The organism is Nonomuraea sp. NPDC049269, assembly GCF_043197155.1.
GTDB lineage: Bacteria > Actinomycetota > Actinomycetes > Streptosporangiales > Streptosporangiaceae > Nonomuraea.
Map to the genome: position 1 here is coordinate 180,242 of NZ_JBICSO010000016.1, position 15,165 is coordinate 195,406.

Below are 15,165 nucleotides of genomic sequence, written 5' to 3' on the forward strand. Positions count from 1 at the left end.
GCCGGGCTGTGAGCTCCGTCCCAGGTCTCATCCGGCGGCCATGCTCCGTACGAGCTCCGTCGCGCGGGCACGTGCCCAGGCGTCGGCGGCCAGCACCTCCTCGACCGAGTCCGCGGGGGTCACCCGGTGCTCCTCGACGACCTTGGCGACCGTGTCGACGATCCCCAGGAACGGCAGCCCGCCGCCGATGAACGCCTCCAGGCACGCCTCGTTGGCCGCGTTGTAGACGGCCGGCGCGGTGCCGCCCTCGGTGCCGACGTGCCTGGCCAGCGCGACGGAGGGGAACGCCTTGTCGTCGAGCGGCTCGAAGGTCCAGGTGTGGGCCCGCGTCCAGTCGATGGCGTGGGCGGCGCCCGCGATCCGCCCGGGGTGGCCGAGCGCGAGCGCGATGGGCAGCCGCATGTCGGGCGGGCTGGCCTGGGCGATGGTGGAGCCGTCGATGTACTCGACCATGGAGTGGATGATCGACTGAGGATGCACCACGACCTCGATCCTGTCGAAACCGATGTCGAACAGCAGGTGCGCCTCGATCACCTCCAGCCCCTTGTTGACCAGGGTGGCCGAGTTGATGGTGATCATGGGCCCCATCGACCAGGTGGGGTGCGCCAGGGCCATCTCGGGCGTGACGTCCAGCATCTCGGCGCGCTCGCGACCCCTGAATGGCCCGCCGCTCGCGGTGATGACCAGCCGCCTGACCGCCTCGGGACGGTGACCGTCGGGCCCGGAGGCCCACAGGCACTGCTGCACGGCCGAGTGCTCGGAGTCGACGGGCAGGATCTGCCCCGGCGCGGCCAGCCGCTTGACCAGCGGCCCGCCGATGATCAGCGACTCCTTGTTGGCCAGGGCGAGCGTCCTGCCCGCCTCCAGCGCGACCAGCGTGGAGGTCAGGCCGAGCGCGCCGGTGATGCCGTTGAGCACGGTGTCGCACGGCCACGCCGCCACCTCCGCGACCCCTTCGGGGCCCGCGAGCACCACCGGGCTCGCGCCGCGCGCCGCGAGTGCCTCTTTCAGCGCGGGCACGGCGGCGGCGTCGGCCACGGCCACCACCTCGGCGCCGTACGAGGCCGCCTGCTCGGCCAGCAGCTCGACCTTCCCGCCACCGGCCGCGAGCCCGGCGACCCTGAACCTGCCCGGGTCGGCGCCGATGACGTCGAGCGCCTGGGTGCCGATCGAGCCGGTGGAGCCGAGGACGACGACGGAGCGGAGGGTGTCTGCATGCACCCGTCCATTGTCCCCGCTGCCGGAGGCGACCGGACACGCGGCTCCGCCGTCCCAAAATCCAGCAACGAATATGGCGCCAGATCTTCGAGTCCATCAATGCCCAAATATCGCCATATCCACATTCGCAGGTCCCGAGAAATGGGGATATTGAGGCCGCTACCTTCCGAGCTCAGATCCGAGATTTCGGGAGGTACGTAATGCACCGCAGAAGATGGAGACCGCCCAGCCGCTCACCGCCCCCACGCCCAAGAAGGGAGCCGGCCCGGCCACGAGCAGCCCCGGCACGGTCCCGCCCACCGGCGCCCCGATCGGCGGCCACGATTTCCTGATGTCCGAAGATCAGGGTTTGACCGGCGGTTCGAGTGGCGGTCCGTGGTTCCAGAATTTCAACGCGACGACCAGCCTCGGCAATCTGAACTCCATCAACAGTTTCACATACAGCTTCGCCCCGAACTTGATGTTCGGCCCCTATTTCGGGTCAGAGGCCAAAGCCGTCTACCAAGCCGCCCAGAGCACCAGCGCCCTCTGAGGGTATTCACCGAAAGTAGCCACAAGGACACATCTTGTGGTGCACACTCGGGGGTCATGACCCTGAGCACCCCCTTGCTGACAGGTGTGCCGCTCGTCGCGGGACTGATGGGCCCCGCGCTCATCGGCGCCATGCCCGTCCAGCACCATCACTCCGCCCATGCCATCACCAAGCCGGTCGTGCACACGGCCAAGCGGATGGAGGTGGTCGAGCACGTGGCCGCCCGCACCCCCGCTGAGCAGCGGCGCGTGCTCGACTACTGGACACCGGCCCGGATGGCCGACGCCCTGCCGATCGACATGCTCGGCATCGTCACCAAGGGCAACGGCCTGCTGAACAAGCTCACCGACAAGACGGGGATCACCGCGGCCCCCGGCCTGACCGGCGGCAAGGCCAAGATCCCCACCCCGCGTCTCCAGTCGGCCAGGCCCCAGACCACCACGTCCGGCTCCCGCTGGCTGACCGGCGGGGCGGTGACCCGCACCACCGGCCGCGTCTTCCTGACCGTCAGCGGGATCGACTTCGTCTGCTCCGCGAGCACGGTCCAGAGCGCCAGCAGGGACCTCGTGGTCACGGCCGGTCACTGCGTCAAGGACGGCACCGGCGAGTGGGCGGCCAACTGGCAGTTCGTGCCCGGCTACCGCACGGGCGGCGGGCACCCGTACGGCCAGTACGCGGCCCGCCGCATGTTCGTCACCGGCCCGTGGGCGAACGCCGCCGACGACAGCTACGACATGGGCATGGTGGCCCTGACGACCGCGGACAGCCAGCACGTCACCGACGTGGTGGGTGCCCAGCGGATCGCCTTCAACGTCCCGCGTGGCGGCCAGACGTTCGGCTTCGGCTACCCGGCCGACCCGCCCTACAACGGCGAACACCTGGTCTACTGCGCGGGCCGCCTGCACGGCGACCCCTACAAGCAGACCCGCGACCAGGGCCTCGGCTGCGACATGACGGCGGGCTCCAGCGGCGGCCCGTGGCTGTCCGGCTTCGACCCGGCCACGGGCGTCGGCGAGATCACGTCGTTGAGCAGCTTCAAGTACAGCGACGACCAGCGCACCATGTACGGCCCGTACTTCGGTGACGCCGCCAAGGCCCTCTTCGACACCGCCCAGCGGGCATAGAGCTAAAGCGACAGTCCGGTCAACACCATGACCTTCTCGTACGTGAAGTCCGTCATCGCCGAGTGAAGGCCCTCACGTCCGATGCCGGAGTCCTTCACGCCGCCGTACGGCATCTGGTCGGCCCGGTACGACGGGACGTCGCCGATGATCACGCCGCCCACCTCCAGTTCCCGGTTGGCCCGGAAGGCCGCGTCCAGCGACCGCGTGAACACGCCGGCCTGCAGCCCGTACTTGGAGTCGTTGACCATCGCGTACGCCTCGTCGATCGACGCGGCGGGCTGCAGGACCAGGACAGGACCGAAGACCTCCTCAAGGAGGACCTTCGCGTCGTGGGGCACGTCGGCCAGCACGGTCGGCGCGATCGTGGCGCCCTCGCGGGTGCCGCCCGTCAGCACGCGGGCGCCCGCGTCCACCGCCTCCTGCACCCACTGCTCGACGCGTTCGGCGGCGTGCACCGAGACCAGCGGCCCGACCTGCGTCTTCTCGTCGGCCGGGTCACCGGTCACGAGCCCGTCGACGGCCGGGAGCAGGCGCTCGACGAACGCGTCATAGACGGGCCGCTCGACGATCACCCGCTGCACCGCGATGCAGCTCTGACCGGCCTGGTAGTTGGAGAACAGAGCCACCCGCTGGGCCGCCCAGTCGAGGTCGGCGTCGGCCAGCACCACCGCCGCGGCGTTGCCACCGAGCTCCAGCGTCACGTGCTTGCGCGGGATCTGGTCGGCGATCGCGTAGCCGACCGGCGCGGAGCCGGTGAACGACACCACCGGCAGCCTCGGGTCGAGCACCAGGCCGGAGGCGCGCTCGTTCTCGACCGGCAGCACGGAGAACATCCCGGCGGGCAGGTCGGTCTCGGCCAGGATCTCGCCGAGAAGGAGCGAGGTGAGCGGCGTGGCCGGCGCGGGCTTGACGATGACGGGCGCGCCCACCGCGATGGCGGGCGCCACCTTGTGGGCCACCAGGTTCAGCGGGAAGTTGAACGGCGTGATCGCGAGCACCGGGCCGTACGGCACGCGGGACACGTACGCCAGACGGCCGGCGGCGGCGGGCTCGGTGTCCAGCCGCTGTACGTCGCCGGACCAGCGGCGCGTCTCCTCGGCGGCGAAGCGGAACGTGGCGATCGCCCGCGAGACCTCACCGCGCGCCCAGAAGATCGGCTTGCCGTTCTCGGCGGTGATCAGGTGAGCGATCTCGTCGGCCCGCTCCGAGAGGCGGCGCGAGACGTGGGCCAGCGCTTCGGCGCGCACGTTCACGGGGAGCGCGGCGGCCTGCCCGGCGACCGCGTGAGCGGCCGCGACGGCCTCCTCGATCTGGCCGTCGGTCGGCACGGAACAGCGGCCGACCTCGCGACCGTCGTGGGGATTGGTCACGGTGAGCTCGGAGTCGCCGGTGGCGGGGCGGCCCGCGAGCCAGAAGGTACGCACGTCCATGTTCACGACGTTATGCCACTTCGGAGATCGGGGACGTACACCAGCGTGCACAAGACTCCCGACAGACCTCACCGTTAAGTACAACCTCCCTTGCCTACCCACGATGTAACAGAAGTAGACCTAATTCGGGATGTTTACCATGCAGAGCGGTTTGAACGTTCTCTCGTCTGGCTAAGTCATCGTGTGCGGGTCCCTCAGCGCGGCGGGCCCCCCAGCAGAAAGGCGTGGCCCCATGACCTCCTCGGCGCCGCTCGGGCTCCAAGGGGCCTACTTGCTCGGTGAGCGGGCCACCCACGACGAACTGCGTTCGCGGCTCCTCGACGTCGCGGTGAACCTCCTGATGAGCGATGGTCCAGAGAGCCTCACCATGCGCAGAATCGCCACGGAGGCCGGCTGCACGACCACCGTCATCTACACCATGTTCGGCAACAGGGAAGGACTGGCGGAGGCTCTCTACCTGGAGGGATTCGAGCGTTTCCGGCGGTTTCTGGACGCGGTCCCGCACCGGCGCGACGCGCTCGAGAACCTCACCGCGCTCGGCCCCGCCTACCGGCAGGCGTGCCTGGCCGAGCCCGGCTACTACAGCCTGATGTTCGAGCGGGCGATCCCCGGGTTCGAACCCAGCGAGCGGGCCAGGACCTTGGCCCGCGCGGCGCTCAACATCCTCGACCGGGTGATCGCCGACTGCATCTCGGCCGGGTACCTCATCCCGACCCAGCCCCGCAAGATCGCCGACGCGCTGTGGGCCGCCGCCCAGGGCGCGATCAGCCTGGAGCGCGCCGGTCACCTGCGTGACGGCCGCACCTACGAGGCGGTCACGATGGCGACGATCTGCTGCTATCTGGTGCACAAGCCGAAGCCGAAGCCGTAGCCGCCAGCGCGATCCAGAGTTCGGCGCGCACTCCGGGATCGTCCAGATCACGACCCAGCAGCTCGGTGACCCGCTTCATGCGATAGCGGAGCGTGTGGCGGTGGATGCCGAGCCGCTGGGCCGCCGCGTCCCAGTGCCCGTTGCTGCCGAGATAGGCGCGCAGCGACTCGATCAGGTCGGGCCGCGAGCCGTACTTGGTGAGGGGCGCGAGCAGCGCCGACGCGAACGCCTGGGCGGTGGCCGGGTCGAGCAGACCCAGCAGCCCCTGCCCGGCGAGGTCGGCGAACCTGACGAGGCCGTCACGGCCGCTCTCGAATGCCCGCCGGGCCTGGTCGAGCGCACCGGGCAACTCGCCGTACACACCGGGCGCGCTCATCCCAACGGTCCCCCCAACGAGCGCCGCCACCTTCTCGGCCTCCTCCACCCCCACGAGCACCGCCACGGCCGCCCCAGGGCCTTTCGACCGCTCAGCGACACCCCGCCGGTCGGCGGGGCTGGGCGAGTCGGCTTCGGCGAAGCGGGCGGTCAACGCGTGCTGGCCGCCTTCGGCGAGGCCGGTGGTGGCGGCGTCTGGGTCGGCGGCGTCTGGGGCGGGGGCGGTGAGGCGGGCGGTGAAGGCGTGGGGTTCCGTCGCTTCGAGCGCGTCGCCCGCCATCGCCAGCACCACCACCGGCTCCTCCGGCAGCCGCTCGCCGAGCGGCGCCAGCACCGCACGCGCCCGCTCCTCGCCTGCCCGCTCCTTCGCACCGGCCAGCAGCAGTCCCAGAACGGCCGAGCGCACCCGGCGCTCGGCCTCCCGCTGGGCGCCACCCTGCTCGACGGCCAGCGTGAGCAGCGACCCGGCCGCGTTGATGACCGTCTGCGTGACGGGCGAGAACGCCCGTGACGCCCCGACGGCGAAGAACCCTCGTGGCCGCGGCCCCCCACCCAGGGGCTGCACGACGACGTGCTCGTCCGGCCCGGAGAGCGCCAGACTCGCAGGCAGCCGCCCACTCGTAGCGCCCTGCCGCCCGCCCGAAGCGCCCTCCCGCCCGCTCGGAGCACCTTCCCGCCCCTTCGGAGCGCCCTGCCGCCCGCCCGAAGCGCCCTCCCGCCAGGCACCGTTCTCGCCGCGCAGGCGGGCCAGTTCGCGGGCCACCCCCTCGGCCCTGGAGCCGTGGGTGGCGTGCCGTACCTCGGCGTTCTCGTCCAGCAGCGCGGCCCAGCCGCCGACCTCCTTGGCCAGCCGGTCGATGACCGCCTGCGGGCCCTCGGGCCGCAGCGCGGCCCGCGTGAGGCGGCCCTGGGCGGCGAAGGCGCGGGTGATCTCCTCGTACTGTTCGGCGGCGAGCAACTCGCTGACCGCCTTGCCGACCGCGATGAACGGCGTCTCGCGCGGCACCTCCAGCAGCGGCAGCCCGGCCGCGGTGGCCGCCTCCAGCAGGGCGGGCGGCATCTCTTCGTGGGAGAGCCCGACACCGAGGGCGAGCCCGGCCACACCACGCGCCACGAGGCGGGCGACATATTGCGAAAAGTCGCCTTCCAGGCGCATACCGGTGGTCAGCAGCAGCTCGTCGCCCTCCAGGTAGGGCGTGGGATCCTCCAGCTCGCTGACGGCCACCCAGCGCACGACCGAGTCCAAGGTCCCGACCAGCGGCCGCAGCCCTGTCCGTCGCACCACGGTCCGCAGCGAAGGCGCCATACGAGTTGTCCATTCCGGCAAAGACGGGCCTCCCCAGTGTGCCATATCGACACATCGGGCCAGGTCGGTGCCCGGCGTACCGTCAGAAGTATGAGCATTCCGCAGGAGCGTCGTCTCGTCACCGCGATCCCAGGCCCGAAATCGCAGGAGTTGCTGGCCCGTAAGCAGGCCGCCGTGCCGCCGGGCATCGGCACCGTGCTGCCGGTGTTCGTGACCCGCGCCGGCGGTGGCGTCATCGAGGACGCCGACGGCAACTCGCTGATCGACTTCGGCTCCGGCATCGCCGTGACCAGTGTCGGCAACGCCGCCCCCAAGGTGGTCGAGCGGGTCCAGAAGCAGGTCGCCGAGTTCACCCACACCTGTTTCATGGTCGCCCCGTACGAGTCGTACGTGCAGGTCTGCGAGAAGCTCAACGAACTGACCCCCGGCGACCACGAGAAGCGCACGGTCCTGCTGAACACCGGTGCCGAGGCCGTCGAGAACGCCGTCAAGATCGCGCGCCACGCCACGGGCCGCCCGGCGGTCGTCGTGTTCGACCACGGCTATCACGGCCGCACGCTGCTGACCATGACGCTGACGGCCAAGAACATGCCCTACAAGCAGGGCTTCGGCCCGTTCGCGCCGGAGGTGTACCGGGTCCCGCTGGCCTACCCGTACCGCTGGCCGACGGGCCCGGAGAACTGCGCCGAGGAGGCCGCCGCGCAGGCCATCGACATGATCAACAAGCAGGTCGGCGCGGAGAACGTCGCCGCCGTGGTGATCGAGCCGATCGCCGGCGAGGGCGGGTTCATCGAGCCGGCCAAGGGCTTCCTGCCGAGGATCGCCGAGTTCTGCCGGGCGAACGGCATCGTGTTCGTCGCCGACGAGGTGCAGACCGGCTTCGCCCGCACCGGCCACCTGTTCGCCTGCGAGGACGAGGGCGTCGTGCCCGACCTCATCACCACCGCCAAGGGCATCGCGGGCGGCCTTCCGCTCGCCGCCGTCACCGGCCACGCGGAGATCATGGACAAGGTGCACCCCGGCGGTCTCGGCGGCACGTACGGCGGCAACCCGGTCGCCTGCGCGGCCGCGCTGGGCGTGCTGGAGACCATCGCCGAGGAGGACCTGGTCGCCAAGGCCCGCCGCATCGGCGAGATCATGCTCCCCCGCCTCCACGCGATGCGTGAGCGCTTCGACGTGATCGGCGACGTGCGCGGCCGTGGCGCGATGATCGCGGTCGAACTGGTCGAGCCGGGCACGAAGGAACCGAACCCGGCCGCGCTCGCCGAGGTCGTCCGGCGCTGTCACGCGGAGGGCCTGCTGGTGCTGACCGCGGGCACGTACGGCAATGTGCTGCGTTTCCTGCCGCCGCTGGTCATGCCCGAGCACCTGCTTGAGGAGGGTCTCGGCATCCTGGAGAAGGCGTTCGCCAGCCTGTAGGAAAAGCGTACGAACCGGGCATCCAGCTTGCGGCTGGATGCCCGTTTTTGTAGGTGTACGGGGCGTGGAGCGGGTAGAGAATTCACCCGGGCTTGACGCTCCACTTGACGATCAGGAGCGCGACCGGGGTTATAACGGATCCGGTAGACGACTGGCCCACCGCAGCTGGGAGCGTGATGAACTGGGGTCCGACAGGAACGGCACAGGACATGTTGACGTTCGACCCTGATGGCCTGAGCTGCGCGCAGCTCGACGGAGACGCGTGCGTCGTCTGCCACAAGAGGTGGCCGAGGCCGCGGGTGCGCGTCGGGCGCTTCCCCGACGACGCGCCCGTGATGGCCTGCGCCGACTGCGCCGAAGCGCTCATTCCCGCGCCCCTGGCCACGGTGGTCGCCTTCCCCTCGCGCTGAACGCCCGCGGATGAAAACGGCGGGTCCGCGGCTGAAGGCGGCGGGCTCGCGGGGCCGCTCGTCCTAGGCGGCGGGCTCGCGGGGCCGCTCGTCCTAGGCGGCGGCCTCGCGGATCCGCCAGGGCGAGCCGTACTCGGTCAGCAGGTCGAGGAACGGGACCGCGTCGAACGCCTCGGGCCCGAGCACCCCCGTGCCCTTCCAGACACCGCTCGCCAGCAGCTCCAGCGCGACGACGGGGTGCACGGCGGTCTGCCAGACGACGGCCTGTGAGCCGTACTCGCGCATCGACCAGGCGTTGTCGACCACGTGATAAAGGTAGACCTCGCGAGGAGCGCCGTCCTTGCCGGTGCCCTTCACCCACGTGCCCGCGCAGGTCTTGCCGTGCATCCGGTCACCGAGGGTGGCCGGGTCGGGCAGGCTCGCCGCCACCAGGTCGCGGGGCGCCACGTCGGCACCGCCCACCCTGATCTTGTCGGCGCTGTCCAGCCCAAGCTTGCGCAGGGTCTTGAGCACGCCGATGAACTCCTCACCGAGCCCGTACTTGAACGTCACCCGCCTGGCCGGGATCCAGCGGGGCACGAGCAGCACCTCCTCGTGCTCGACGTTCACACACTCCACGGGCCCGATGCCCTCGGGGAAGTCGAACACCTCGGGCTCGCTGAACGGCTCGGTCGTGTGCCACCCTCCGTCCTCCCAGACGACGGGCGGGTTCAGGCACTCCTCGATCGTCGTCCAGATGGAGAACGTCGGCGCGAAGTCGTAGCCGTCCACGACGAGGTTCGAGCCGTCCCTGACGCCGATCTCGTCGATGCCGTCGAACAGGTGGTCGGCGGCGTAGCGGGCGAACACGTCGGCCAGTCCCGGCTCCACGCCCATCCCGACGAGCGCCAGCCGGTCCCGCGCCTGCCACTCGCCGTCGCGGGCGAACTGCTCGTCGCCCAGCTTCACCCCGGGCTGCTCGTACGGCCGGCTGGAGTGCGGCCTGGACAGCGACATCGCCATGTCCAGGTAGTCGGCCCCGGCCGCCAGCGCCGCCTCGAACAGCGGCATCGTGAACCGCGGATCGACGGCGTTGAACAGCACGTCGCACCGGTGCTCCCGGAGCGCCGCCTCGACCCCCGCCCGATCGGCGGCGTCGAGCCCGATGGCGGTGAACCGTGGATCGTCCACGCCGTCGACGGCCCGCGCCGCCCGGCCCTGTTGGGAGTCGGCGACCACGATGTGTTCGAAGAAATCTCGGCGCGCGGCGATGGACACGACAGCGGAGCCGACGCCGCCGGCCCCGACCAGAAGGATTCTCATGGTGCGACCTTACTCACTGACTGGTCATTCAGTCGAATTTTCGCTGATTGGCCATTCAGTCAAAATCACGATCAGCCGACCGGGAACAGCGAGACGCCCCGGAGCGGGGGGAAGGCCCGGGGCGTCTCTGCAGGCGCGGCCCAGCGGGGGGACGGGGCGCGCCCGCGGCTCAGGTCACGTATGGGCTGACATCCTCCGCTCAGCTCACCAGTGCACCCCACCGTTTGGTCCAAGCGAGGTCGTAATCAGTGCATTCCCCATCAGACCCCTCGCAATCCCCCGGCGGCCGGACGGCGAAGGCGACCCGGTCGAGCCACTTCGGCTTGTCGGCCCCGTACGCGTCGCACATCTGCTTGGCCCGCCCCTTGCACGCCTTGGGGTTGGCCGGGGCCAGCCCGACCCAGGCGGCCGCGTCACGCTGGGCCGGCGCCGCCGCCATCCAGCTCAGCCAGCGGTAGGCGCAGTCGGTGTTGGGGAGGTTGGCGCCGAGCATCCAGGAGTCGAGCCACCCGGTCATCTTGCGCGTGGTGACCGCCTTGATCGGCTTTCCCGCCTTCTGCAGGAGCAGGCGATAGTACGGAGTCGCCTGGGCGTAGTCGAGCGAGCCCGTGGCGAAGCCCTTGACCAGGTCGAGCGGGTTCTTCCAGTAAGTGCGGTCCTTGTGCTCACCCAGCAGCGCCACCGCCCGGTCGAGCTGGCTCTCGGTCAGCTCGAAGGGGTCGTCCACACCGCTGTCGGTGAGCGCCGCGTCGGCGATGGTCAGCGGGCTGTCCTTGAGCGCCACGTGGTCGGACTGGAAGACCTTCTTGAGGTCGGCGCTCTTGACCCTGGTCGAGTCGTAGAGGAACTCGTGGTAGCCCCAGAGGTAGGGCACGCCGTAAATCTTGCTCGACACCTTGGTCATGTCGCGGAAGCGCTTGGTGAGGTCGTCGTAGCCGGTGACCTTGGCCGGGTCGATGGGCTGCACCTGCTTGGCCTTGATCATCGAGGCCGCCAGCACCGGTCCCGCCGAGATCACGTCGTAGGGGCGCGCGGCGACGGCGCGGGCCATGTCGTCGGCGGTCTGCACGGTGTCGAGGCGGGCGATGCGGCAGCCGGTCGTCTTCTCGAAGTCGCCCACCCAGTTGACCCTCGGGCTGGTGCCGCCGTATTCGGCGTAGCCGCGGTAGGTGAGGATCTGCAGCGTGCCGTCGCCCTGCGTCGGGCTCGCCGAAGGGGTGGGGGTGGGGCTCGAACTGGGCGTCTTCTTCGGTGTCGGGCCCGCCGCGCCCATGCTGGCGACCAGAGCCGTCACGGCCAGTGCCATGGCAGGTATACGGCGATCCACGTTGCCCCTCTCATCCGTGTGCTGGAGTTTATCGGGCACACGGAGAGAGGGACGCCTGGTGGACGTCGGTTACCCGTTCGTGGGGAAGCCCAGGTTCACGCCGCCGTGCGACGGGTCGAGCCAGCGCGAGGTGACGACCTTGCCCCTGGTGTAGAAGTGGACGCCCTCGGTGCCGTGCACGTGCGTGTCGCCGAACAGCGACGACTTCCACCCGCCGAAGCTGTAGAACGCCATCGGCACCGGGATCGGCACGTTGATGCCGATCATGCCGACCTCGACCTCGTTCTGGAAGCGCCGGGCGGCGCCGCCGTCGTTGGTGAAGATCGCGGTGCCGTTGCCGTACGCGCCGCCGTTGATGAGCGCCAGCCCCTCCTCGTACGAGCCGACGCGGACGATCGTCAGGACCGGCCCGAAGATCTCCTCGGTGTGCACCCGCGAGCCCGCGGGCACGTGGTCGAGCACGGTCGGGCCGAGCCAGAAGCCGGGCGACTCCAGCGCCTTGCCGCCGCCGAGCAGGGTCGTCTCGCGCCCGTCCACGACGAGCTTGGCGCCCTCCTCGACGCCGAGGTCGAGGTAGGAGGCGACCTTGTCGCGGTGCGCCTCGGTGACGAGCGGCCCCATCTCGGACTTGGGGTCGTCACCCGGGCCGATCACCAGCTTGTCGACGCGCTCGACGATCTTCTGGACGAGCTCGTCGCCCACCGGATCGACGGCCAGCACGACGGAGATCGCCATGCACCGCTCACCGGCCGAGCCGAAGCCCGCCGACACGGCCGAGTCGGCGACCAGGTCGAGGTCGGCGTCGGGCAGCACGAGCATGTGGTTCTTGGCTCCGCCGAGCGCCTGCACCCGCTTGCCGTGGCTCGTGCCGGTCTCGTAGACGTACCTGGCGATGGGGGTCGAGCCGACGAAGGAGACACCGCGCACGTCGGGGTGCTCCAGCAGCCGGTCGACGGCGACCTTGTCGCCCTGTACGACGTTGAAGACGCCGTCGGGCAGCCCCGCCTCCTGCCAGAGCCGCGCCATGAGCAGCGACGCGGACGGGTCCTTCTCCGACGGCTTGAGCACGAACGTGTTGCCGCAGGCGATCGCGATCGGGTACATCCACATCGGCACCATGGCCGGGAAGTTGAACGGCGTGATGCCCACCACCACACCGAGCGGCTGGCGCAGCGAGTAGGAGTCGACCCGGGTCGAGACGCCCTCGGAGAAGCCGCCCTTGAGCAGGTGCGGGATCCCGCAGGCGAACTCCACGACCTCCAGGCCCCGGGCGACCTCGCCGAGCGCGTCGGAGTGCACCTTCCCGTGCTCGGCCGAGATGAGCGCGGCCAGTTCGTCGCGGTGGGCGTACATCAGCTCGCGGAAGCGGAACAGCACCTGCGCCCGCTTGGTCAGCGACGCGTCGCGCCAGGCGGGGAAGGCCGCCACGGCGGCGGCCACGGCCGCGTCGACGTCGGCGGCCGACGCCAGCGCGACGTGCCCACTGACCTCGCCGGTCGCCGGGTCGAAGATCTCCTGTGTCCGGCTGTCGCCGTCCGCGAGAGCTCCGTTGATCCAGTGCTTGACAGACTTCACTGCGTTGCCTCTGCGTTGATGACTTCCAGTGCGTGCACGATGATGCCCAAGCCCTCGGTGGCCTCGTCCACCGTGAGGGTGAGCGGCGGGGCCATGCGGATGGCGGTGCCGTACAGGCCGCCCTTGCCCGCGAGCAGGCCCGCCTTCTTGCTCTCCTCCATGAACCGCGCGGCCTGCGCGGGGCTCTCCAGCTCGATGGCGAACATCAGGCCCTTGCCGCGTACGTCCCGCATGATCGGCAGCCGCTCGGCCGCCGCCCGCAGGCCGTCGATGATGATCTTGCCGGTCCTGGCGGCGTTGGCCTGGAGATCGTGGTCGAGCACGTAGTCGAGCGTGGCGTTGGCGGCGGCCATGGAGATCGGGTTGCCGCCGAACGTGGCCAGGCCCACGGCGGGCAGACTGTCCATGAGGTCGCCACGGGCCACGACGCCGCCGACCGCGAACCCGTTGCCCAGCCCCTTGGCGAAGGTCATCATGTCGGGCGTCACGCCATGGTTCTGGATGCCGAAGAACGCACTGCCGGTGCGGCCCCAGCCGGTCTGCACCTCGTCGGAGATGAACAGGATGCCCTGCTCGTCGAGGACCTCCTTGTAGGCGGCGAACAGCCCGTCGGGGGCCATCGTGAACCCTCCCACGCCCTGGATCGGCTCGGCGATCAGCGCCGCCACGTCGTTGGAGACGGCCGTGGCCAGCACATGGCGCAGGTCGTCGACGCAGGCCGCGATGTAGTCGGCGTCCGAAAGACCCTTGAACTGGGTGAGCTGCCGGTCGGCGCCGTGCAGGAAGTGCACGTTCAGCGGGGAGAGCGAGTTGTTCTTCCACGACCGGTTGGACGTGACGCTGATCGCGCCGAAGCTGCGGCCGTGGTAGCTCTGCCGCATGGCGAGCACCTGGTCGCTCTTGCGCGCGCACGTGGCCAGCAGCAGCGCGGTCTCGTTCGCCTCGGTGCCGGAGTTGGTGAAGAAGACCTTGGCATCGGGGATGCCGGAGAGCCTGGCGATCTTCTCGGCCAGCTCGATCTGGCCGCGCAGCAGGTAGACCGTGCTGGTGTGGACGACTCCCGTGGCGAGCTGGCGTTCGACGGCCTCGCGCACCTCGGGCACGTCGTACCCGATCATGTTGGTGAGGATGCCCGCGAAGAAGTCCAGATAGCTCTTGCCATCGGCGTCGACGACGCGGTTGCCCTTGCCGCTGACGATCTCGATGGGCTCGTTGTAGTTGAGTGCCACCCAGTTGGGGATCACTGCCCGGTGGCGGGCGAGAAGCTCCGACATGCTACGAGTATCCCGGTTTGTCATCGCGCCACCCGCCTCCAACCTGTTGGCATGACACAAAATCCCCTTACATGGTGTCACATACCCTAGGGGATCTCCCGTGCGCCTGCGGGCGTACGGCCGCCTTGGTCGGTACGCCACGGGAAGCACGGCGATTGCCCACCGGCGGCCGACGACCGGCCACCCCCCGCTCCCCCACCATCGAGTCATCACCAGGAACGACTCAAGGAGAGCGGACATGACCATCACCGTCGACCACCGGCCCGACGTCCATCCGGGCCCGCCGAAGCTCGGCCGCGACCAGTTGCTCCAGGCCCAGCGGGACACCCTCGACACCCCGCGCATGACGTACAGCCTGCTGGCCAGGATGATGTTCAAGCCCGTCGACCTCATGTACGGCAAGCAGGGCTCGTTCACCAAGTTCGCCATGCTGGAGATCATCGCCCGCGTGCCTTACCAGGCGTGGGAGCGGATGGGCTACTGGGCCGTGCACCGCCACGCGGGCCGCTCGGGCCTGGCCAGGCGGGTCTTCGAGCGCATCGTGGAGGCCCGCGCCGACCAGGACAACGAGCAGTGGCACCTGCTGATCATGCAGGACCTCGTCCAGCGGCACGGCCTCAGGCAGAACTGGGTGCTGCACAAGGCGGCGCCGTGGCTGATCGCGTTCTTCTACTACCACGTGTCGTGGGTGTTGTTCCTGGTCAGGCCCGACTGGAGTTACCGGCTGAACGCGGAGTTCGAGGACCACGCGGAGCACGAGTACATGACGTTCGTGGCGGAGAACCCGGACCTGGACTTCGTCCCCGACCCGGGCACGTACGCCGCCGAGTACGGCCGCTACCGGTCGGGGGGGGGGGGGGGGGGGGGGGGGGGGGGGGGGGGGGGGGGGGGGGCCCCCCCCCCCCCCCCCCCCCCCCCCGCCCCCCGGCGGGGGGGGGGCCCCCCGGGGGGGGGGGGGCGCGGGCGGGGGGGGGGGGGGGGGGGGTGGGGTGGGGGTGGGCG

The 15,165-nt window shown here is 70.3% G+C and carries 13 protein-coding genes; 6 read left to right on the top strand and 7 right to left on the bottom strand.

The window, feature by feature from the left end; translation table 11 throughout:
• Positions 1–27: 27 nt before the first annotated feature.
• Positions 28–1,221: a 1-deoxy-D-xylulose-5-phosphate reductoisomerase gene (gene dxr, locus ACGFNP_RS58875; protein WP_358338837.1), complete on the bottom strand. Its 1,194-nt coding sequence runs from the start codon at positions 1,219–1,221 to the stop codon at positions 28–30.
• 211 nt (positions 1,222–1,432) lie between these two features.
• On the opposite strand from dxr, the gene ACGFNP_RS58880 reads away from it, so the two are divergent.
• A complete protein-coding gene (locus ACGFNP_RS58880; protein WP_393333592.1) occupies positions 1,433–1,750 on the top strand; it encodes a hypothetical protein in 318 nt (105 codons plus the stop codon).
• Positions 1,751–1,806: 56 nt separating this feature from the next.
• Complete coding sequence (locus tag ACGFNP_RS58885) at positions 1,807–2,874, top strand: trypsin-like serine protease (protein WP_358338843.1); 1,068 nt, start codon at positions 1,807–1,809, stop codon at positions 2,872–2,874.
• Positions 2,875–2,876: 2 nt separating this feature from the next.
• Here the strand turns inward: ACGFNP_RS58885 and ACGFNP_RS58890 are convergent, their stop codons facing one another.
• Positions 2,877–4,304 carry an aldehyde dehydrogenase family protein gene (locus ACGFNP_RS58890; protein ID WP_393333596.1) on the bottom strand — a complete coding sequence of 476 codons (1,428 nt, stop codon included), beginning with the start codon at positions 4,302–4,304 and terminating at the stop codon, positions 2,877–2,879.
• A 232-nt stretch (positions 4,305–4,536) separates the two neighbouring features.
• On the opposite strand from ACGFNP_RS58890, the gene ACGFNP_RS58895 reads away from it, so the two are divergent.
• Positions 4,537–5,175 carry a TetR/AcrR family transcriptional regulator gene (locus ACGFNP_RS58895; protein WP_358338849.1) on the top strand — a complete coding sequence of 213 codons (639 nt, stop codon included), beginning with the start codon at positions 4,537–4,539 and terminating at the stop codon, positions 5,173–5,175.
• Here ACGFNP_RS58895 and ACGFNP_RS58900 read toward each other — a convergent pair.
• The gene (locus ACGFNP_RS58900; protein ID WP_393333599.1) at positions 5,120–6,856 is read right to left on the bottom strand and encodes a PucR family transcriptional regulator; all 1,737 of its coding nucleotides are present in this window, start codon (positions 6,854–6,856) and stop codon (positions 5,120–5,122) included. The two genes, ACGFNP_RS58895 and ACGFNP_RS58900, sit on opposite strands and share 56 nt — an antisense overlap.
• A gap of 90 nt (positions 6,857–6,946) precedes the next feature.
• On the opposite strand from ACGFNP_RS58900, the gene gabT reads away from it, so the two are divergent.
• Together gabT and ACGFNP_RS58910 are read left to right on the top strand one after the other, a co-directional pair.
• Complete coding sequence (gene gabT / locus ACGFNP_RS58905; RefSeq protein WP_393333602.1) at positions 6,947–8,275, top strand: 4-aminobutyrate--2-oxoglutarate transaminase; 1,329 nt, start codon at positions 6,947–6,949, stop codon at positions 8,273–8,275.
• A gap of 209 nt (positions 8,276–8,484) precedes the next feature.
• The gene (locus tag ACGFNP_RS58910; protein ID WP_358338859.1) at positions 8,485–8,685 is read left to right on the top strand and encodes a hypothetical protein; all 201 of its coding nucleotides are present in this window, start codon (positions 8,485–8,487) and stop codon (positions 8,683–8,685) included.
• Positions 8,686–8,778: 93 nt separating this feature from the next.
• Here the strand turns inward: ACGFNP_RS58910 and ACGFNP_RS58915 are convergent, their stop codons facing one another.
• The 4 genes from ACGFNP_RS58915 to ACGFNP_RS58930 form a co-directional block, all read right to left on the bottom strand.
• Entirely contained in the window at positions 8,779–9,987 is a 1,209-nt protein-coding gene (locus ACGFNP_RS58915) for a saccharopine dehydrogenase family protein (protein ID WP_393333604.1), read from the bottom strand.
• Between the two features lie 199 nt (positions 9,988–10,186).
• Entirely contained in the window at positions 10,187–11,293 is a 1,107-nt protein-coding gene (locus ACGFNP_RS58920; RefSeq protein WP_393333606.1) for an extracellular solute-binding protein, read from the bottom strand.
• Between the two features lie 90 nt (positions 11,294–11,383).
• On the bottom strand, positions 11,384–12,889 hold the full coding sequence (locus ACGFNP_RS58925; protein ID WP_358338868.1) for a CoA-acylating methylmalonate-semialdehyde dehydrogenase: 1,506 nt from the start codon (positions 12,887–12,889) through the stop codon (positions 11,384–11,386).
• Positions 12,886–14,163: an aspartate aminotransferase family protein gene (locus ACGFNP_RS58930; RefSeq protein ID WP_358338871.1), complete on the bottom strand. Its 1,278-nt coding sequence runs from the start codon at positions 14,161–14,163 to the stop codon at positions 12,886–12,888. The genes ACGFNP_RS58925 and ACGFNP_RS58930 overlap by 4 nt, the downstream gene beginning before the upstream one ends.
• A gap of 238 nt (positions 14,164–14,401) precedes the next feature.
• Between ACGFNP_RS58930 and ACGFNP_RS58935 the strand changes: the two genes are divergently transcribed.
• On the top strand, positions 14,402–15,165 hold a 764-nt coding region (locus tag ACGFNP_RS58935; protein ID WP_393333609.1), incomplete at its 3' end, for an alternative oxidase.